The following is a 17,087-nucleotide window of genomic DNA, read 5'->3' on the forward strand; positions in this document are numbered from 1 at the left end:
GCTTACAGTTCACCACCTCATTCGCAGGGTGTGCTCCGTGAAGACATTTGACCATCTGACTGTAATCGGCCTGCGCGAGTGGGTCGCCTTGCCCGACCTCGGTGTGGCGGGCCTGCGCGCCAAGATCGATACCGGTGCCAGCACCTCCAGCCTGCATGCCACCGAGGTGGAGCCCTTCGAGCGCGACGGCCAGCCATGGGTGCGCTTTACGGCCCACCTGGGTTCGATCGTGCAATTGCGCCACCGCCGCTGCGAAGCCCCGCTGGTCACCATGAAGACCATCAAGAGCTCCAACGGCCATGCCCAGACCCGGTACGTGATCCGCACCTCGTTGGCGTTGGGCGATGGCGTCTGGGAAGTAGAGTTCACCCTGGCCTGCCGCAAGAACATGCGCTACCGCCTGCTGCTCGGCTCCAAGGCACTCATTCACGGCCAGTTGGTGGTCAACCCCGGGCTCAAGTACGTGCAAGACAAACCGGCCTACCCGGCCACCCTATCTCCTGTCACAGGTGCTGCATGAAGATCGCTGTGCTGTCGCGCAATCCGCGTCTGTATTCCACCCGCCGGCTGGTCGAAGCCGGCACTCAGCGTGGCCATGAAATGGTGGTGATCGATACCCTGCGGGCCTACATGAACATCGCCAGCCACAAGCCGCAGATCCATTACCGCGGCAAGCCGCTGGAGGGTTTCGATGCAGTGATCCCGCGCATCGGCGCGTCAGTGACGTTCTACGGCTGCGCGGTGCTGCGCCAGTTCGAGATGATGGGCGTTTACCCGCTCAACGAGTCGGTGGCCATCGCCCGCTCGCGTGACAAGCTGCGTTCGTTGCAGTTGTTGTCCCGGCGCGGCATCGGCCTGCCCATTACCGGGTTCGCCCACTCGCCGGACGACATCCCCGACCTGATCCAGATGGTCAATGGCGCCCCGCTGGTCATCAAGGTGCTGGAAGGCACGCAAGGGATCGGCGTGGTGTTGTGCGAGACAACCCAAGCGGCCGAGTCGGTGATCGAAGCGTTCATGGGCCTGAAACAGAACATCATGGTTCAGGAATACATCAAGGAGGCCGGCGGTGCCGATATCCGCTGCTTCGTGGTGGGCGACAAGGTGATTGCTTCGATGAAGCGCCAGGCCAAGCCAGGCGAGTTTCGCTCCAACCTGCATCGCGGCGGTGTGGCCAGCCTGATCAAGATCACGCCTGAAGAGCGGATAACCGCCATTCGTGCGGCCAAGGTGATGGGCCTGAGCGTGGCAGGGGTGGATATTCTGCGCTCCAACCACGGGCCGCTGGTGATGGAGGTGAACTCCTCACCGGGCCTGGAAGGTATCGAGGTGACAACCGGCAAGAACGTGGCCGGGATGATCATCGAGCATCTGGAGAAAAATGGCGGGCCGAATCAGACCCGGACCAAGGGCAAAGGCTGAGGTTTTGGGGCTGCCGTGCAGCCCCATCGCCGGCAAGCCGGCTCCCACTGCTTTGCGGCTCAGTGATGTACCTGTGGCAGCCGGCTTGCCGGCGATAGGGCCATCACTGGCAGCGAAGGCTCAAACCGCGTTACGCGGTAGCAAAAGCCCCAACGGCAACCTTACCCGCGCCTCGATCCCGCCCCCGGACCGGTTGCGCAACTCGACATTGCCGCCATGCTGGGCGGCGATCCGCTTGACGATCGCCAGCCCCAACCCGGTGCCCTTGCCACCCCGCGCCCGGTCCCCACGAATGAACGGGTTGAAGATGGTCTCCAGCTCCGACTCATCGATCCCTGCCCCCCGGTCCAGCACGCTCAGCACCACATAAGGCGCGCTCTCGTCGCCCGACACATAGGCGGCCACCTCGACCCCCTTGCCCGCGTGATGCAGCGCGTTACCGATCAGGTTGCCCAGCATGCGCTTGAGGGAAACCCTGCGCAGCGGGAATGGCGGAATAGGCTCCAGGCACAAGCGCACACGCTCTTGCGGCTGGTTGTAGGGCGCCACCACTTCGCGCACCAGGTCGGCCAGGTCGACCTCCTCCAGCGGCTCGTCGCGGCCATCGCGAATGAAGGCCAGGAACTGGTCAAGAATCGCGTCCATGTCCTCGATGTCGCGGACCATGTCGTCGCTCAGTTCGTTGTCGCTGTTCAGCAAGGACAGCGACAGACGCAGGCGCGTCAGTGGCGTGCGCAAATCGTGGGACACGCCCGCCAGCATCAGCTCGCGCTCACGCCCGGCCTGCTCGACATCCTCGGCCATCTGGTTGAACGCGCGATACACCTCGGTCATTTCGCTCGGCGTATCGCTGATCGGCAGACGTACACTGCGGCCCTGGCCCAACTGACGGGCAGCGAACACCAGGCGCTTGAGCGGCTGGTTGAGCTGGCGCACGAAGATCCACGCCGAAGCGGTGGACAGCAGGCCGATGGCCAGGAACCAGCCAAGTACGTTCCAGATCTTCTGGCCACGCAACGGGTGCGGATAAAGCGGCACTTTCAGCCAGCCCGGGCCGAGGCTCGGCGCGTTGACCCACAACGCAGGCGGTGCGTGGATGCGCAAGCGCACTTCGGTGTCTTCGCCCAGCTCGGCCTGCATCTGCCGTTGATAGATTTCGCTGTAGGGCCAGTGCTGCTCGCCCTCCGGCACGCCGGAGCCGGTCACCCGGATCAGGCCTGCGGCTTCGGCAATCTTGTCGCGGTTTTCTTCATCGGCCGCCCAATAGGCGCGCAGCGTCAGCGCCACACCATGGCTGTACTGCCGATCGACCAGCACATCCTCGTTCATCAGCAGGTAGACCAGGGTCAGCGCCTTGGAGAACAGGACAACGATCAGCACCAGCCACAGGGTGCGGGCGAAGAAGCTTTGCGGGAACCAGACCGGAGTTTTCATCGAAGGCCAGGCTTCATTTGCCAGCGTTTCCGTCCGGTACGAAGACGTAACCTACGCCCCACACAGTCTGGATATACCGCGGTTTGGAAGGGTCCGGTTCGATCATGCGGCGCAGGCGCGAAATCTGTACGTCGATCGAGCGCTCCAGGGCATCCCACTCACGGCCACGGGCCAGGTTCATCAGCTTGTCGCGGGTCAACGGCTCACGGGCGTGCATGACCAGGGCCTTGAGCACGGCGAATTCACCGGTGGTGAGCATGTGCACTTCTTCGCCACGCTTGAGTTCACGGGTGGCCAGCGACAGCTCGTAATCGCCGAAAGTGACCGACTCGTCCTCGCTGCCCGGGGCGCCCGGTACCGTCGGTGCCTGACGGCGCAGCACGGCCTTGACCCGCGCCATCAGCTCGTCCGGGTTGAACGGCTTGCCCAGGTAATCGTCAGCGCCCAGCTCAAGCCCCTTGATGCGGCTGAGTTCGTCACCCTTGGCGGTGAGCATGATGATCGGGATCTGGTTGTTCGACTGGCGCAGGCGCTTGCACGCGGACAAGCCATCCTCGCCCGGCAGCATCAGGTCGAGCACCACCAGGTTGAATACCTCGCGCTGCAGCAGGCGGTCCATCTGTTCGGTGTTGGGCACCGCGCGGGCACGGTAGCCCTTGCTGGTGAAGAAACGTTCCAGCAGGCTGCTGAGCCCCGGATCGTCGTCGACGATGAGAATCTTGTCACCTTCAGCGTTGTTTGCGGTGCCGGTCATGAATAACTCCTCTGAGATCGCCGCGCATTATGGCGTAGCCATTGCCACGCGTGCCGTGAGCATTGTTAGCAGATTTTTCCCCCGGCGCCACTTCCCGGGCTCTGCAACTGGCCTGGCGCCATCACCGCAAGCCTTCTCCGAAGGGTATAATGCGCGGCTTTCTCCAGCGCCGCCGGGCGGAACAAGCGCCTCGCAGCCCCCGTATTCACAATTGTCAGGTGGTTTACATGGACAGCATCAACAGCCGTATCGCCGAGGAACTGGGCGTACGCCCTCAGCAGGTCGAGGCGGCCGTGGGCCTGTTGGACGAAGGCTCTACCGTGCCCTTCATCGCCCGTTACCGCAAGGAAGTGACCGGTAGCCTGGACGACACCCAGTTGCGCCACCTGGAAGAGCGCCTGCGCTACCTGCGCGAGTTGGACGAGCGCCGTGCGAGCATCCTGTCCAGCATCGAGGAGCAGGGCAAGCTGACCCCTGAGCTGGCCCGCGAGATCAAGCTGGCCGACACCAAGACCCGCCTCGAAGACCTTTACCTGCCGTACAAGCAAAAGCGCCGCACCAAGGGCCAGATCGCCTTGGAAGCCGGCCTGGGCGAGCTGGCCGACGGCCTGTTCAACGACCCGCAACTGGCGCCGGAAAGCGAAGCCGCGCGCTTCGTCGATGCCGACAAGGGTGTCGCCGACGTCAAGGCCGCCCTCGAGGGCGCCAAGTACATCCTCATGGAGCGCTTCGCCGAAGACGCTGCCCTGCTCGACAAGCTGCGCAACTTCCTCAAGCAGGAAGCGGTGCTCAGCGCCCGTGTGGTGGCGGGCAAAGAAGAGGAAGGCGCCAAGTTCCGCGATTATTTCGCCCATGACGAACTATTGCGCACTTGCCCGTCGCACCGTGCACTGGCCATTTTCCGCGGCCGTAACGAAGGCGTGCTGAGCGCATCGCTGAAGGTTGGCGAAGAGCTGCCGGGCACCCTGCACCCCTGCGAAATGATGATTGGCAGCCACTTCGGCGTGGAAAACCGCAACCGGCCGGCTGACAAGTGGCTGGGCGAGGTGGTGCGCTGGACCTGGAAGGTCAAGCTGTACACCCACCTGGAAACCGACCTGTTCGGTGAGTTGCGCGACAACGCCGAAAGCGAGGCGATCAACGTCTTCGCCCACAACCTGCACGACCTGCTGCTGGCCGCCCCGGCCGGCCCGCGCGCTACCCTGGGCTTCGACCCGGGCCTGCGTACCGGCTGCAAGGTCGCGGTGGTCGATGCCACCGGCAAGCTGCTGGACACGGCCACGGTCTACCCGCACGCACCGCGCAACGACTGGGACCGCACGATCTCGGTACTGGCCGCACTGTGCGCCAAACACTCGGTGGAGCTGATCGCCATTGGCAACGGCACCGCCAGCCGCGAGAGCGACAAGCTGATCGCCGAGCTGGTTAAAAAATACCCGGCGCTGAAGATCACTAAGATCATGGTCTCCGAAGCCGGTGCGTCGGTGTACTCGGCATCGGAGCTGGCTGCCCGTGAATTCCCTGACCTGGACGTGTCGATCCGTGGCGCCGTGTCGATTGCCCGCCGCCTGCAGGACCCGCTGGCCGAACTGGTGAAGATCGACCCCAAATCCATCGGTGTCGGCCAGTACCAGCACGATGTGTCTCAGGTGAAGCTGGCCCGCGGCCTGGACGCGGTGGTCGAGGACTGTGTGAACGCCGTGGGCGTGGACGTCAACACCGCTTCGGTCGCGCTGCTGACCCGCATCTCCGGCCTCAACGCTACCCTGGCGCAGAACATCGTCGCGCACCGCGACGCCAATGGCCCGTTCGCCACCCGTGCCGCACTCAAGAAGGTCAGCCGCCTGGGTGAGAAAACCTTCGAACAGGCCGCGGGCTTCCTGCGCGTAATGAACGGCGACAACCCGCTGGATGCCTCCGCCGTGCACCCCGAGGCCTACCCGCTGGTAAAACGCATCGCCGCCGACACCGGCCGTGACATCCGCTCGCTCATCGGCGACAGCGGCTTCCTCAAGCGCCTGGACCCCAAGCAGTTCACCGATGAGACCTTCGGCCTGCCCACCGTCACCGACATCCTCCAGGAACTGGACAAGCCCGGCCGTGACCCGCGCCCCGAGTTCAAGACCGCCACCTTCCAGGACGGCGTCGAAGACCTCAAGGACCTGGAGCCCGGCATGATTCTCGAAGGCGTGGTCACCAACGTCACCAACTTCGGCGCGTTCGTCGACATCGGCGTGCACCAGGACGGCCTGGTGCACATCTCGGCGCTGTCCGAGAAGTTCGTCAAGGACCCGCGCGAAGCGGTCAAGGCCGGTGACGTGGTCAAGGTCAAGGTCATGGAAGTGGACATCCCGCGCAAACGTGTCGGCCTGTCCATGCGCATGAGCGATACCCCGGGCGAAAAAGTCGAAGGCAACCGTGGTGGCAACCGTGGCAATGGCGGCAACCGTCAGCAGCAGGCACCACGCCAGCGCGAAACCGCTAGCGCCGCCCCGGCGAACAACGCCATGGCTGCGCTCTTTGCCAACGCCAAGCAGTTGAAAAAGAAGTGATGGAGATCCCCAAAGAGCTCGTTGAAAGCGCCTACAGCCAGCTGCTGGGCTGCCGCCTGCAACGCCTGGACACCGGCGTTGCAGAGGTGGCACTGGCGCTTGAGCCGCACCTGCGCAACCGCGGCCAGAAGCTGCACGGCGGGGCCATTTTCAGCCTGGTGGACATCGCCATGGGCCTGGCCTGCTCGGCCAGCCATGGTTTCGACCAGCAGAGCGTGACCATCGAATGCAAGATCAACTACATGCGTGCGGTCGGTGACGGCGAGGTACTGTGCACGGCGCGGGTGCTGCACGCCGGGCGCCGTACCCTGGTGGTCGACGCCGACGTAGTCCAAGGCGACAAACTGGTCGCCAAAGCGCAGGGAACCTTCGCGGTTCTCTAGCTCACCAAACGGTATCTGCGGTATTTTGCGGCAGTGCGCTGGCACTGCCGTAACCGCGTAAACCAGGCGACAACGCCAGTTCCTTTCCTCCTACCCTTGTAGACCGTCAACTCTACCCCCATATTGGGGCGACTGATGCGTGAAGGAAACCATCTTGAGCGACCTCCTCAACCGCCGCCTGAGCCTGCTCGGCGCCAATCTCCCCCTGCTCAAGCAGTGCCTGCACGGTATTGAGCGCGAATGCCTGCGCGTCACCGACGAAGGTCGCCTGGCTCAGACCCCGCATCCGGAAAGCCTGGGTTCGGCGCTGACCAACGAGCAGATCACCACCGATTATTCCGAGTCGCTGCTGGAGTTCATCACCCCGGCCCTGCCCGACCCGGCCCAAGTGCTGGAAAGCCTCGAGCAAACCCACCGCTTCGTCTACAGCAAGCTTGGCGACGAATTGCTGTGGAGCCCGTCGATGCCGTGCACGCTGCCGGCCGAGGAGGACATCCCGATCGCCGAGTACGGGACCTCGAACATCGGCAAGCTCAAGCACGTCTACCGCAAGGGCCTGGCCCTGCGCTACGGCCGCACCATGCAGTGCATCGCCGGCATCCACTACAACTTCTCGTTGCCTGAAGCGCTGTGGCCGCTGCTGCGCGCCGCCGAGGGCAACGACCAGAGCGACCGCGACTACCAGTCGGCGGCGTACATTGCGCTGATCCGCAATTTCCGCCGTTACAGCTGGCTGCTGATGTACCTGTTCGGTGCCTCGCCAGCCCTGGACAAAGGCTTCCTGCGTGGCCGCCCGCACCAGCTCGAAGAGCTGGACGCCGAAACCCTGTACCTGCCCTACGCTACCAGCTTGCGCATGAGCGACCTGGGCTACCAGAGCAACGCCCAGGCCGGCCTCACTCCCTGCTACAACAACCTGGCCAGCTATACCGACAGCCTGCGCAAGGCGGTGGGCACGCCCTACCCGCCCTACGTCGAGATCGGCACGCACGTCGACGGCGAATGGGTGCAGTTGAACACCAACGTCCTGCAGATCGAGAACGAGTACTACTCGAACATCCGCCCCAAGCGTGTCACCTACACCGGCGAGCGGCCGATCCAGGCCCTGACCTCACGCGGCGTACAGTATGTCGAGGTACGCTGCCTGGACATCAACCCGTTCCTGCCGGTAGGCATCGACCTGACCGAGGCGCGCTTCCTCGATGCGTTTCTGTTGTTCTGTGCCCTGGAAGACAGCCCGCTGCTGGACAATGGCGAATGCGGCCAGTGCACCGACAACTTCCTGAGTGTGGTCAAGGAAGGCCGTCGCCCAGGCCTTGAGCTGCGCCGTGAGGGCCAACCGATCGAGCTGAAAGCCTGGGCCAGCGACTTGCTTGGGCGCATCGGCCAGCTGGCTGAGCTGCTCGATCACGCTCAAGGCGGCGACGAACATGCCAAAGCCCTGGCCGCACAGCAGGCCAAAGTCGACGACGCTTCGCTGACGCCATCGGCCCAGGTGCTCGCGCGCATGAGCGAGCATGAGGAAAGCTTCATCCAGTTCTCGCTGCGCCAGAGCCGCCTGCACGCGCAAACGTTCCGTGAGCAACCGCTGCCCACAGAGCGCCAGCAAGCCTACGAGACCCTCGCCCGCAATTCGCTGGCCGAGCAGTCACGCCTCGAGCAGCAGGAAGTCGGCGACTTCGACCAGTTCGTCGGCGCCTACCAGGCCAGCATCCTGGCGATCAGCAACTGATGACCCGCAGCACCACCCCGCGCAAGCCGCGCGCCAGCAGCCAGGCCAGGATCGAGGCGATCCTGGCGGCGGCGCGCGAGCTGTTGGCCGAGCAAGGGGTGGCAGCATTGTCGATCTACAGCGTGGCCGAACGGGCGCAGATTCCACCCTCGTCGGTGTATCACTTCTTTGCCAGCGTGCCGGCACTGCTCGAAGCGCTGACGGCCGATGTGCACCGGGCTTTTCGCGAGGCGTTGAGCGCACCGATAGACAGCAGTGCGCTCGGCACCTGGCATGAGCTTTCACGGTTGATCGAACAGCGCATGCTCGACATCTACAACGAGGATGCTGCAGCGCGTCAGTTGATCCTGGCCCAGCATGGCCTGAGCGAAGTGGTGCAGGCGGACCGGCAGCACGACATGGAGCTGGGTGAGTTGATGCACAAACTGTTCGACCAGCATTTCCGGTTGCCGGTAATGCCAGCGGACGTGGATGTGTTTGCACTGGCCATGGAGTTGAGCGACCGGGTGTATGCGCGCTCGGTACAGTTGCACGAGGCGATCACCCCGCGCATGGCCGAGGAAGGCAAGCGGGTGTTCGAGGCGTACCTGGGCTTGTACCTGCCGCCGTTTCTTGCCAAACGCTGATCTTGCTGGGGCCGCCCTGCGGCCCTTTCGCGACACAAGGCCGCTCCTACAGGAAATCGCGTTCCCCTGTAGGAGCGGCCTTGTGTCGCGAAAGGGCTGCAAAGCAGCCCCAAATGCCCACATCACAGCTTGGCGATGGACACTTCAGTCGATTTCACAAAAGCGATCACTTCACTGCCCACCTGCAGTTCCAGCTCCTTCACAGAGCGGGTGGTGATCACCGAGGTGACGATGCCGGAAGCGGTCTGCACATCGATTTCCGACAATACCGGGCCTTCGAGGATTTCTTTCACGGTGCCTTTGAACTGGTTGCGGACGTTGATGGCTTTGATAGTCATGATGTGCTTCCTTCTCTATGGCTTCAGTCTGGTAAGTGAGTCATTCAGTGCGCCCAACGCAGTTGCGTGGGCAAAGGGGCTACAGGGTCCGGCTCGGGCGCAGTGCCCGGGGCCGACAGAACACGGTTGAGCACTTCGCTTTCCAGCGCGGCCAGACGGTGCGAACCACGCACCCTTGGCCGTGCCAGATCGACATTGAGGTCCAGGCCGACTGCCCCGTCCTCGATAAGGATCACCCGGTCGGCCACGGCAACGGCTTCGTTGACGTCATGGGTGACCAGCAGCACGGTGAAGCCGTGCTGACGCCACAGGCGTTCGATCAGTTGCTGCATCTCGATACGGGTCAGGGCATCCAGCGCACCCAGCGGCTCGTCCAGCAGCAGCAGGCGTGGCTGATGAATCAGCGCCCGGGCCAACGCCACGCGCTGCTTCTGACCACCCGAGAGCGCTGCCGGCCATTCATTGGCGCGGTCAGCCAGGCCAACCGCCTCCAGTGCTTCCAGCGCACGGGGGCGCCAGTGGCCGGACAGGCCCAGGCCGACGTTGTCGATCACCTTTTTCCAAGGCAGCAGGCGAGCGTCCTGGAACATCAGGCGGGTATCTTCGCGGGCCTCGGCCAGCGGTGCGGCACCGGCCAGAAGCTCACCGGCGCCGGGCTGGTCGAGCCCGGCCAGCAGGCGCAGCAAGGTGCTCTTGCCACAGCCGCTGCGCCCGACGATGGCAACGAACTGGCCGGCCGGAATGTGCAGGTCGATACCACGCAACACTTCACGCTGGCCAAAGGTCTTGCGCAGGCCATTGGCGGCCAGCGGGATACCCCGCAACAAGCGCGGCGGTTGTTCCTTGAGAATGGTCATGCGCCCTCCTTCCTGGCGACTTGGTAGGCCGGGTGCCAGCGCAACCAGACACGTTCCAGGCCGCGGGCGGCGAGGTCGGCGAGCTTGCCGAGCACGGCATACAGGACGATGGCCAGGACCACCACGTCGGTCTGCAGGAATTCACGGGCATTCATTGCCAGGTAACCGATACCTGCGTTGGCCGAAATGGTTTCGGCAACGATAAGGGTCAGCCACATGAAGCCCAGGGCAAAGCGCACACCGACCAGGATCGAGGGCAGCGCACCCGGCAGGATCACCTGGCGGAACAGGCCGGAGCCGGACAGGCCATAGCTGCGGGCCATTTCCACCAGCGCCGGGTCGACGTTGCGGATACCGTGGTAGGTGTTCAGGTAGATCGGGAACAGCGTGCCCAGCGCGACCAGGAAGATCTTTGCCGACTCGTCGATACCGAACCACAGGATCACCAGCGGGATCAGCGCCAGATGCGGCACGTTGCGGATCATCTGCACCGAGCTGTCGAGCAGGCGTTCGCCCCAGTTCGACAGACCGGTGATGAAGCCCAGCACCAGCCCAATGCTGCCACCGATCACAAAGCCCAGGCCGGCACGCCAGCCGCTGATGGCCAGGTGGGTCCAGATTTCACCGCTGCGCACCAGCTCGACACCGGCGCTGACTACGGCGCTGGGTGCAGGCAGGATGCGCGTCGACAACCAGCCAGCACTGACCGCCAGCTGCCAGATGGCCAACAGCAGTACCGGCAGCGCCCACGGCGCCAGGCGCTGGGTCAGAGTGGAGGACGTTGCACGACTCATGGCTGCGCCCTCAGCTCTGCGACACGGACTTGGGCAGGATGTCGTTGGCCACCATCTCGCCGAACGGGCTCACGTAGCCACCGGTCTGCGGTTGCTCCGGGCGCTGCACGTCCAAGTGCGGGAACAGCAGCTCGGCAACGCGGTAGGACTCTTCCAGGTGTGGGTAACCTGAGAAGATGAAGGTATCTATCCCCAGGTCTGCGTATTCCTTGACCCGCGCTGCGACAGTCGGGCCATCACCGACCAGCGCGGTACCGGCGCCACCGCGTACCAGGCCGACACCCGCCCACAGGTTGGGGCTGACTTCGAGGTTGTCACGGTTGCCGCCATGCAATGCGGCCATGCGCTGCTGGCCCACCGAGTCGAAGCGCGCCAGCGAAGCCTGGGCACGGGCGATGGTGTCGTCGTCCAGGTGCGAAATCAGGCGGTCTGCCGCGGCCCAGGCTTCGTCGTTGGTTTCCCGCACGATCACATGCAGACGGATACCAAAGCGTACTTCGCGGCCCTGCGCGGCAGCCTTCTCCCGCACCTGAGCGATTTTCTCGGCAACAGCGGCTGGCGGCTCGCCCCAGGTCAGGTACAGCTCGACCTGCTCGGCAGCAAGATCCTGGGCGGCTTCGGACGAGCCACCGAAATACAGAGGCGGGCGTGGTTGCTGAATGGGCGGATAGAGCAGCTTGGCGCCCTTCACCTGGATGTGCTTGCCTTGGTAGTCGACGTTCTCTCCCTCCAGCACCTTGCGCCAGATACGCGTGAACTCGACCGAGGCTTCGTAGCGCTCCTGGTGGTTCAGGTGCAGGCCATCACCGGCCAGCTCGTCGGGGTCGCCACCGGTGACCAGGTTGAACAGTGCCCGGCCGTTGGACAGGCGGTCCAGGGTTGCCGCCTGGCGCGCCGCGACCGTTGGCGAAATGATGCCTGGACGCAGGGCAACCAGGAATTTCAGATGCTGGGTCACCGGGATCAGCGATGCTGCCACCAACCAGGAATCCTCGCAGGAACGCCCGGTAGGGATCAGCACACCACCAAAGCCGAGACGGTCGGCGGCCTGGGCAATCTGTTGCAGGTAACCGTGATCGACCGCACGGGCGCCCTCGGATGTGCCCAGGTACTTGCCGTCACCGTGGGTGGGGAGGAACCAGAAAATGTTAAGGCTCATTGGAGTTGTCTCCTCAAAGGTGGCGAGGGCCACAGCGGCACCCCGGCACAGGCGAATCAATCAAGGCGCGCTGGCGACCTTGGCCGGGGGTGTCCAGATCGCGTCCTTGATGCTCAGCGGCTTGGGAATCAGCTTCAGCGCCTGGAAGGTGTCGGCGATTTTCTGTTGTGCGGCCACCACCTCGGGGGTCAGCGGCGCGGCACCGTAGCCTTGGCGCTTGACCGAAGTCAGGGTGATGTCGGCGGGCAGCCCGAGCAGCGCAGCGACCTGGTCGGTCACCTCCTGCGGGTTGGCCTGTGACCATTTGCCCACGGCGCGTACTTCTTCGATGAGGGCGTTGATCACAGCCGGATGCTGGGTCGCGTAGTTGCGGGTGGCCAGGTAGAACTGGTGGTTGTCGACCAGGTCTTTGCCGTCACGCAGGGTGCGTGCCTGCAGCTGCTGTTCGGCGGCGGCCTGGTACGGGTCCCAGATCACCCAGGCATCGACGCTGCCACGCTCGAACGCGGCGCGGGCATCGGCCGGCGGCAGGTAGACGGGCTGTATATCGCTGTACTTGAGGCCGGCCTCTTCCAGGGCGCGGACCAGCAGGTAGTGCACGTTCGAACCTTTGTTGAGCGCAACTTTCTTGCCTTTGAGTTCCTTCACCGACTGGATCGGCGAACCCTTCGGTACAAGGATCGCTTCACTGTGCGGCGCAGGCGGTTCGTAGGCCACATAGAGCAGATCGGCACCGGCGGCCTGAGCGAATACCGGCGGCGTTTCACCAGTTACGCCAAAGTCGATGGAGCCGACATTCAAGCCTTCGAGAAGCTGCGGGCCACCTGGGAATTCGGTCCATTGCACCTGGATGCCCTGATCGGCCAGGCGCTTTTCCAGCGTGCCCTTGGCTTTGAGCAGCACCAGGGTGCCGTATTTCTGATAGCCGATACGCAGGCTTTCAGCCTGGGCTTGGGTAATGACGCCGAAGGACACAGCCGCCGCAAACAGGGCGACCAGACCACGACGCAAGAAGACTGTGCGCATGGCGCTCTCCTGTGCGAGTAGGTTCGGGTTGCACCTGCTTGCCTCGTTGACGGGCGAGTAAGGTGGATGACGCGATAAAGCCGTTGTGCCGGTTCAGATGCTCCAGCGCTGGAAGTGTTGCACCTGAGGGCTGACATTAGCAGCCTTGGTATATTCCTAGAAATCATATTTTTTCATTTGTTTATTCCATAAAGTACTTTGGTGATTCTTTGATATTGGGGCCGCTTTGCGGCCCTTTCGCGACACAAGGCCGCTCCTACGAGGAGCCGCGCCTTGTGTCGCGATGGGCTGCGCAGCAGCCCCACGCCTGAAGCGGTTTGTGCAGGCATAAAAAAGGGCCGTCGAAACGGCCCGAATATCCCTGCTATGGCTAAGAGCAATGCAACGAGAATGCTTCAGCGATTGGGTTGCGGGGTCAGCCGCAGGTAGGGTTTTACAGCGCGGTAGCCTTTCGGGAAGCGCTGCTTGATCTCGTCCTCATCCTTCAGCGAAGGCACGATCACCACTTCGTCGCCATCCTGCCAGTTACCTGGCGTGGCCACCTTGTGGTTGTCGGTGAGCTGCAGCGAGTCGATCACCCGCAGTATTTCGTTGAAGTTGCGCCCGGTACTGGCTGGATAGGTAATGGTCAGGCGCACCTTCTTGTTCGGGTCGATGACGAACAGCGAGCGCACGGTCAGGGTGTCGCTGGCGTTCGGGTGGATCAGGTCGTACAGGTCGGAAACCTTGCGGTCGGCGTCGGCGATGATCGGGAAGTTGACCACGGTGTTCTGGGTCTCGTTGATGTCCTCGATCCACTTGTGGTGCGAGTCGACCGGGTCTACGGACAGGGCGATGGCCTTGACCCCACGTTTGGCGAAGTCGTCCTTGAGTTTGGCGGTCAGGCCCAGCTCGGTGGTGCACACCGGGGTGAAGTCGGCCGGGTGAGAGAACAGCACACCCCAGCTGTTACCGAGCCACTCGTGGAAGCGGATCGTACCTTCGCTGGAATCTTGTTCGAAGTCGGGGGCGATGTCGCCGAGTTTGAGGCTCATGGGGGTGCGGCTCCTGTGCTAAGGGCTGGCCTTGTGAGGTTCAATGTGCCTGCATTCAGATAAAAACAAAAAGAATAAATAATGATTTGTTTATAACTTAATCGCACTTCGAGTTGCAGGCACAAAAAAGCCTCGCACTAGGCGAGGCTTCTTGTTCAGCTACGGCTTACAGGAAATTGTAAGTGTAGTTGAAGATCAGACGGGTCTGATCCTGGTCAGCCAGCGAGCTGGTGCCAGTGCCACGGTAAACGCCGTGACGAAGGCTGGCCCCCAAGCCTTTGAATGTGCCTTCCTGGATCACGTAGTCGACGCGTGCATCACGCTCCCACTCGCTGAAGGTACCGTTCCCGTTGGCGTTTTTGCCGTCTTCACCTTTCAGGTAAGAAACCGAAGCTTTCAGGCCAGGCACACCCAGACGCGCGAAGTCATACGAGTACTGACCGAAGGTGGTGTTCTCACCGGCCTTGGCGAACTGGTTGATCATGCTGTCGGTGAACAGGTAGAAGCTGGAACCGGTAGCGCCTTCGTTGCGGCCATTGCCATCAACCACGTTGCCTTGGTTCAGCCAGACGAAACCGCCGTCGTCACTGACGCGCTGGTGACCGAGCATCAGCGCATGGCCACCCAAGGTGTAGGTGAACATGGCAGACCAGGTCTTGTTATCTACCTCGCCGGCGTTCTTGGCATAGCCATTGTTGTTGTTGAAGCGGTAACCAGTTTCACCGTTCTTGCCGTCGCTGCTGCTGTCGAAGTAACGCAGGTCGGTCTTGAACGACTGATCGTCGGCGATCTTGAACACGTGCGTCGCGCCCAGGAAGTGCTGCTTGTAGAAGTCTTCCAGGTTCGAGTAGTAGTACTGCAGGGTCAGGTCGGGCGTGAGCTTGTAGTCCAGGCCGCCGTAGCGGAACTTGTTGCTGTCTTGGGTGCCGCCCGCCACGGACAGGCCGGTACGGTTGCTCGAAGCACGGCCCATGGCGTGAGTCAGCTGACCGGCGTTGATGGTCAGATTGTCGATTTCCTTCGACTGGATCGTGCCACCTTCAAAGGTTTGCGGCAGCAGACGACCATCGTTGGCAACCAAGATTGGCAGGTTAGGTGCCAGCGCGCTACCGAAGTGGGCTTCAGTCTTGGAGAAGCGAGCCTTGGCATTGGCGCCGAAGCGTCCCCACTGGCTTACCGCAGAACCATCGCTATCATCGGGCATGAAACCGCTTTTGTGATAGCCGCGGCCGCCATCCAGCTGGATGCCCCACAGAGCCTGTGCATCAACACCGAAACCGACAGTGCCTTCAGTGAAGCCGGAAATATAATCGAGCTTGAAACCCTGGCCAGACTCACGCTGATCCGGGCGCGGATCGCTATGGGCTTCACGGTTGTTATTGTCGAAATACATGGTGCGCGAGCTGAGGGACAATTTGCTGTCTTCAACGAAACCGGCAGCGCCTGCTTGTTGGGCGAGAACCCCCAGTGCCACGGCCAGAGCCAGGCTGGACTTGTACATGTTTTGCTCCTCTACGTTCTAATTTTTGTGTATCTCTGGCGGCGGGATCTGATGCCCTGCTCACCGTGGACTGGCGATTTAGTCCCAAAGAGTGACCAGCAAGTCAATCGTTACTGAACATTTCACGACTTTGGTCTAAGACGCCACCTGCGCTACAGGATAATGACAATCCTATAAATCCAAAATGACCGTTTTATGAATTTGTAAGATTTTTAAGGCATATGGTTGAAACCTTTACTGCCAAAAGCTGTATCGGCAGACGCTTGTAATAGCTTTAGGTTATTTGCAAACGTTTGCTCATATCCTTATTTCCAATTGCTCTGTTAAGCGGAAAAAGACCGACCATTTCACTTGGTCTTCGCCCAGAAGCCTGATCGAGCCCTTCCGCTTAAAGCGAATGGCTCCTATGCTAATTCCAAAAAGTTATTTATTTTCTATTTCTTAGATCATCTAGCCTTCTTGCCATTCATCACACCGATTGCCTGACAAGAGGTTCGACCATGATCCCGCACACGCCACTGCGCTTGCTCGCCGCCCTGACCCTCGCCGGCACCAGCGGGTTCGCCCAGGCCGCCGACCTGACCGTCGCCTACCAGACCACCGTCGACCCGGCCAAGGTGGCCCAGGTCGATGGCGACTACGAAAAAGCCAGCAAGGCCAGCATCGACTGGCGCAAGTTCGATAACGGCGCCGATGTGATCACCGCGGTAGCCAGCGGCGATGTACAGATCGGCTACCTGGGCTCCAGCCCGCTGGCCGCTGCCGCCACCCGCAAGCTGCCGGTGGAAACCTTCCTGATCGCCACCCAGATCGGCGCCGGCGAAGCGCTGGTGGCCCGCGACAGCATCAAGACCCCACAAGACCTGATCGGCAAGAAAGTCGCCGTGCCCTTTGTTTCCACCGGCCACTACAGCCTGCTGGCCGCGCTGAAGAGCTGGAACATCGACCCGTCCAAGGTGCAGATCCTCAACCTCGCCCCACCGGCGATCATCGCTGCCTGGAAGCGCGGCGACATCGACGCCACTTACGTCTGGGACCCGGCCCTGGGCGTGGCCAAGGAAAACGGCAAGGTGCTGATCACCTCCGGGGAGCTGGCCGAGAAAGGCGCACCGACCTTCGATGCCTGGATCGTGCGCAAGGACTTCGCCGACAAGCACCCCGAGGTGGTCAAAGCCTTCGCCAAGGTCACCCTCGACGCCTACGCCGACTACCGCAAAGACCCGACGGCCTGGCTTGCCAACAAGGACAACGTGGCCAAGCTGGTGAAGCTGTCCGGTGCCAAGGCCAGTGATATTCCTGCTCTGTTGCAAGGCAACGTCTACCCGCTGGCCGCCGACCAGGCCAACGCCCTGGGCGCACCGACCACTCAAGCGCTGACCGACACCGCCACCTTCCTCAAGCAGCAAGGCAAGGTCGACGCCGTGTTGCCGGACTATTCGGCCTACGTCAGCGCCAAGTTCTTGCCCAATTGATCC

At 62.4% G+C, this 17,087-nt stretch carries 16 protein-coding genes; 7 read left to right on the forward strand and 9 right to left on the reverse strand.

What is annotated here, in order from left to right; translation table 11 throughout:
- Nucleotides 1–37 precede the first annotated feature (37 nt).
- Together JOE27_RS15550 and rimK are read left to right on the forward strand one after the other, a co-directional pair.
- On the forward strand, nt 38–520 hold the full coding sequence (locus JOE27_RS15550) for an ATP-dependent zinc protease (protein ID WP_039603122.1): 483 nt from the start codon (nt 38–40) through the stop codon (nt 518–520).
- Nucleotides 517–1,422 (forward strand): 30S ribosomal protein S6--L-glutamate ligase, encoded by a 906-nt coding sequence (gene rimK / locus JOE27_RS15555; RefSeq protein ID WP_012316721.1) that lies wholly within the window; start codon nt 517–519, stop codon nt 1,420–1,422. Before JOE27_RS15550 ends, rimK begins: the two co-directional genes overlap by 4 nt.
- A 120-nt stretch (nt 1,423–1,542) precedes the next feature.
- On the opposite strand, the gene JOE27_RS15560 is transcribed toward rimK, so the two are convergent.
- Nucleotides 1,543–2,856, reverse strand: a complete 1,314-nt coding sequence (locus JOE27_RS15560; protein ID WP_046788225.1) for an ATP-binding protein — start codon at nt 2,854–2,856, stop codon at nt 1,543–1,545.
- Nucleotides 2,857–2,869: 13 nt separating this feature from the next.
- Nucleotides 2,870–3,610: a two-component system response regulator OmpR gene (gene ompR / locus JOE27_RS15565; protein ID WP_046788224.1), complete on the reverse strand. Its 741-nt coding sequence runs from the start codon at nt 3,608–3,610 to the stop codon at nt 2,870–2,872.
- Nucleotides 3,611–3,837: 227 nt separating this feature from the next.
- Between ompR and JOE27_RS15570 the strand changes: the two genes are divergently transcribed.
- The 4 genes from JOE27_RS15570 (at nt 3,838) to JOE27_RS15585 (ending at nt 8,903) form a co-directional block, all read left to right on the forward strand.
- Nucleotides 3,838–6,162, forward strand: coding sequence for a Tex family protein (locus JOE27_RS15570; protein ID WP_012316724.1), 2,325 nt, complete (start codon nt 3,838–3,840; stop codon nt 6,160–6,162).
- Nucleotides 6,162–6,545 carry a PaaI family thioesterase gene (locus JOE27_RS15575; protein ID WP_012316725.1) on the forward strand — a complete coding sequence of 128 codons (384 nt, stop codon included), beginning with the start codon at nt 6,162–6,164 and terminating at the stop codon, nt 6,543–6,545. Before JOE27_RS15570 ends, JOE27_RS15575 begins: the two co-directional genes overlap by 1 nt.
- Nucleotides 6,546–6,699: 154 nt before the next feature.
- The gene (gene gshA / locus JOE27_RS15580) at nt 6,700–8,277 is read left to right on the forward strand and encodes a glutamate--cysteine ligase (RefSeq protein WP_204919169.1); all 1,578 of its coding nucleotides are present in this window, start codon (nt 6,700–6,702) and stop codon (nt 8,275–8,277) included.
- Nucleotides 8,277–8,903: a TetR/AcrR family transcriptional regulator gene (locus JOE27_RS15585; protein WP_046788222.1), complete on the forward strand. Its 627-nt coding sequence runs from the start codon at nt 8,277–8,279 to the stop codon at nt 8,901–8,903. The genes gshA and JOE27_RS15585 overlap by 1 nt, the downstream gene beginning before the upstream one ends.
- A gap of 122 nt (nt 8,904–9,025) precedes the next feature.
- On the opposite strand, the gene JOE27_RS15590 is transcribed toward JOE27_RS15585, so the two are convergent.
- From JOE27_RS15590 to JOE27_RS15620, 7 genes are all read right to left on the reverse strand, one after another.
- Nucleotides 9,026–9,241: a molybdopterin-binding protein gene (locus tag JOE27_RS15590; RefSeq protein WP_008095172.1), complete on the reverse strand. Its 216-nt coding sequence runs from the start codon at nt 9,239–9,241 to the stop codon at nt 9,026–9,028.
- A 44-nt stretch (nt 9,242–9,285) separates the two neighbouring features.
- Nucleotides 9,286–10,098 carry an aliphatic sulfonates ABC transporter ATP-binding protein gene (gene ssuB, locus JOE27_RS15595; RefSeq protein ID WP_125924691.1) on the reverse strand — a complete coding sequence of 271 codons (813 nt, stop codon included), beginning with the start codon at nt 10,096–10,098 and terminating at the stop codon, nt 9,286–9,288.
- Nucleotides 10,095–10,892 carry an aliphatic sulfonate ABC transporter permease SsuC gene (gene ssuC / locus JOE27_RS15600; RefSeq protein WP_204919171.1) on the reverse strand — a complete coding sequence of 266 codons (798 nt, stop codon included), beginning with the start codon at nt 10,890–10,892 and terminating at the stop codon, nt 10,095–10,097. Before ssuC ends, ssuB begins: the two co-directional genes overlap by 4 nt.
- A gap of 10 nt (nt 10,893–10,902) precedes the next feature.
- On the reverse strand, nt 10,903–12,051 hold the full coding sequence (ssuD, locus tag JOE27_RS15605) for an FMNH2-dependent alkanesulfonate monooxygenase (RefSeq protein WP_012316730.1): 1,149 nt from the start codon (nt 12,049–12,051) through the stop codon (nt 10,903–10,905).
- A 60-nt stretch (nt 12,052–12,111) separates the two neighbouring features.
- On the reverse strand, nt 12,112–13,077 hold the full coding sequence (locus JOE27_RS15610; RefSeq protein WP_174141983.1) for a sulfonate ABC transporter substrate-binding protein: 966 nt from the start codon (nt 13,075–13,077) through the stop codon (nt 12,112–12,114).
- A 395-nt stretch (nt 13,078–13,472) separates the two neighbouring features.
- A complete protein-coding gene (locus JOE27_RS15615; RefSeq protein ID WP_012316733.1) occupies nt 13,473–14,111 on the reverse strand; it encodes a peroxiredoxin in 639 nt (212 codons plus the stop codon).
- A 166-nt stretch (nt 14,112–14,277) separates the two neighbouring features.
- A complete protein-coding gene (locus JOE27_RS15620) occupies nt 14,278–15,612 on the reverse strand; it encodes an OprD family porin (protein ID WP_204919173.1) in 1,335 nt (444 codons plus the stop codon).
- Between the two features lie 500 nt (nt 15,613–16,112).
- On the opposite strand from JOE27_RS15620, the gene tauA reads away from it, so the two are divergent.
- Nucleotides 16,113–17,084: a taurine ABC transporter substrate-binding protein gene (gene tauA, locus JOE27_RS15625; protein WP_204919175.1), complete on the forward strand. Its 972-nt coding sequence runs from the start codon at nt 16,113–16,115 to the stop codon at nt 17,082–17,084.
- Nucleotides 17,085–17,087 lie beyond the last annotated feature (3 nt).

The organism is Pseudomonas sp. M5 (assembly GCF_016907075.1).
In the GTDB taxonomy this organism is placed as follows: domain Bacteria; phylum Pseudomonadota; class Gammaproteobacteria; order Pseudomonadales; family Pseudomonadaceae; genus Aquipseudomonas; species Aquipseudomonas putida_E.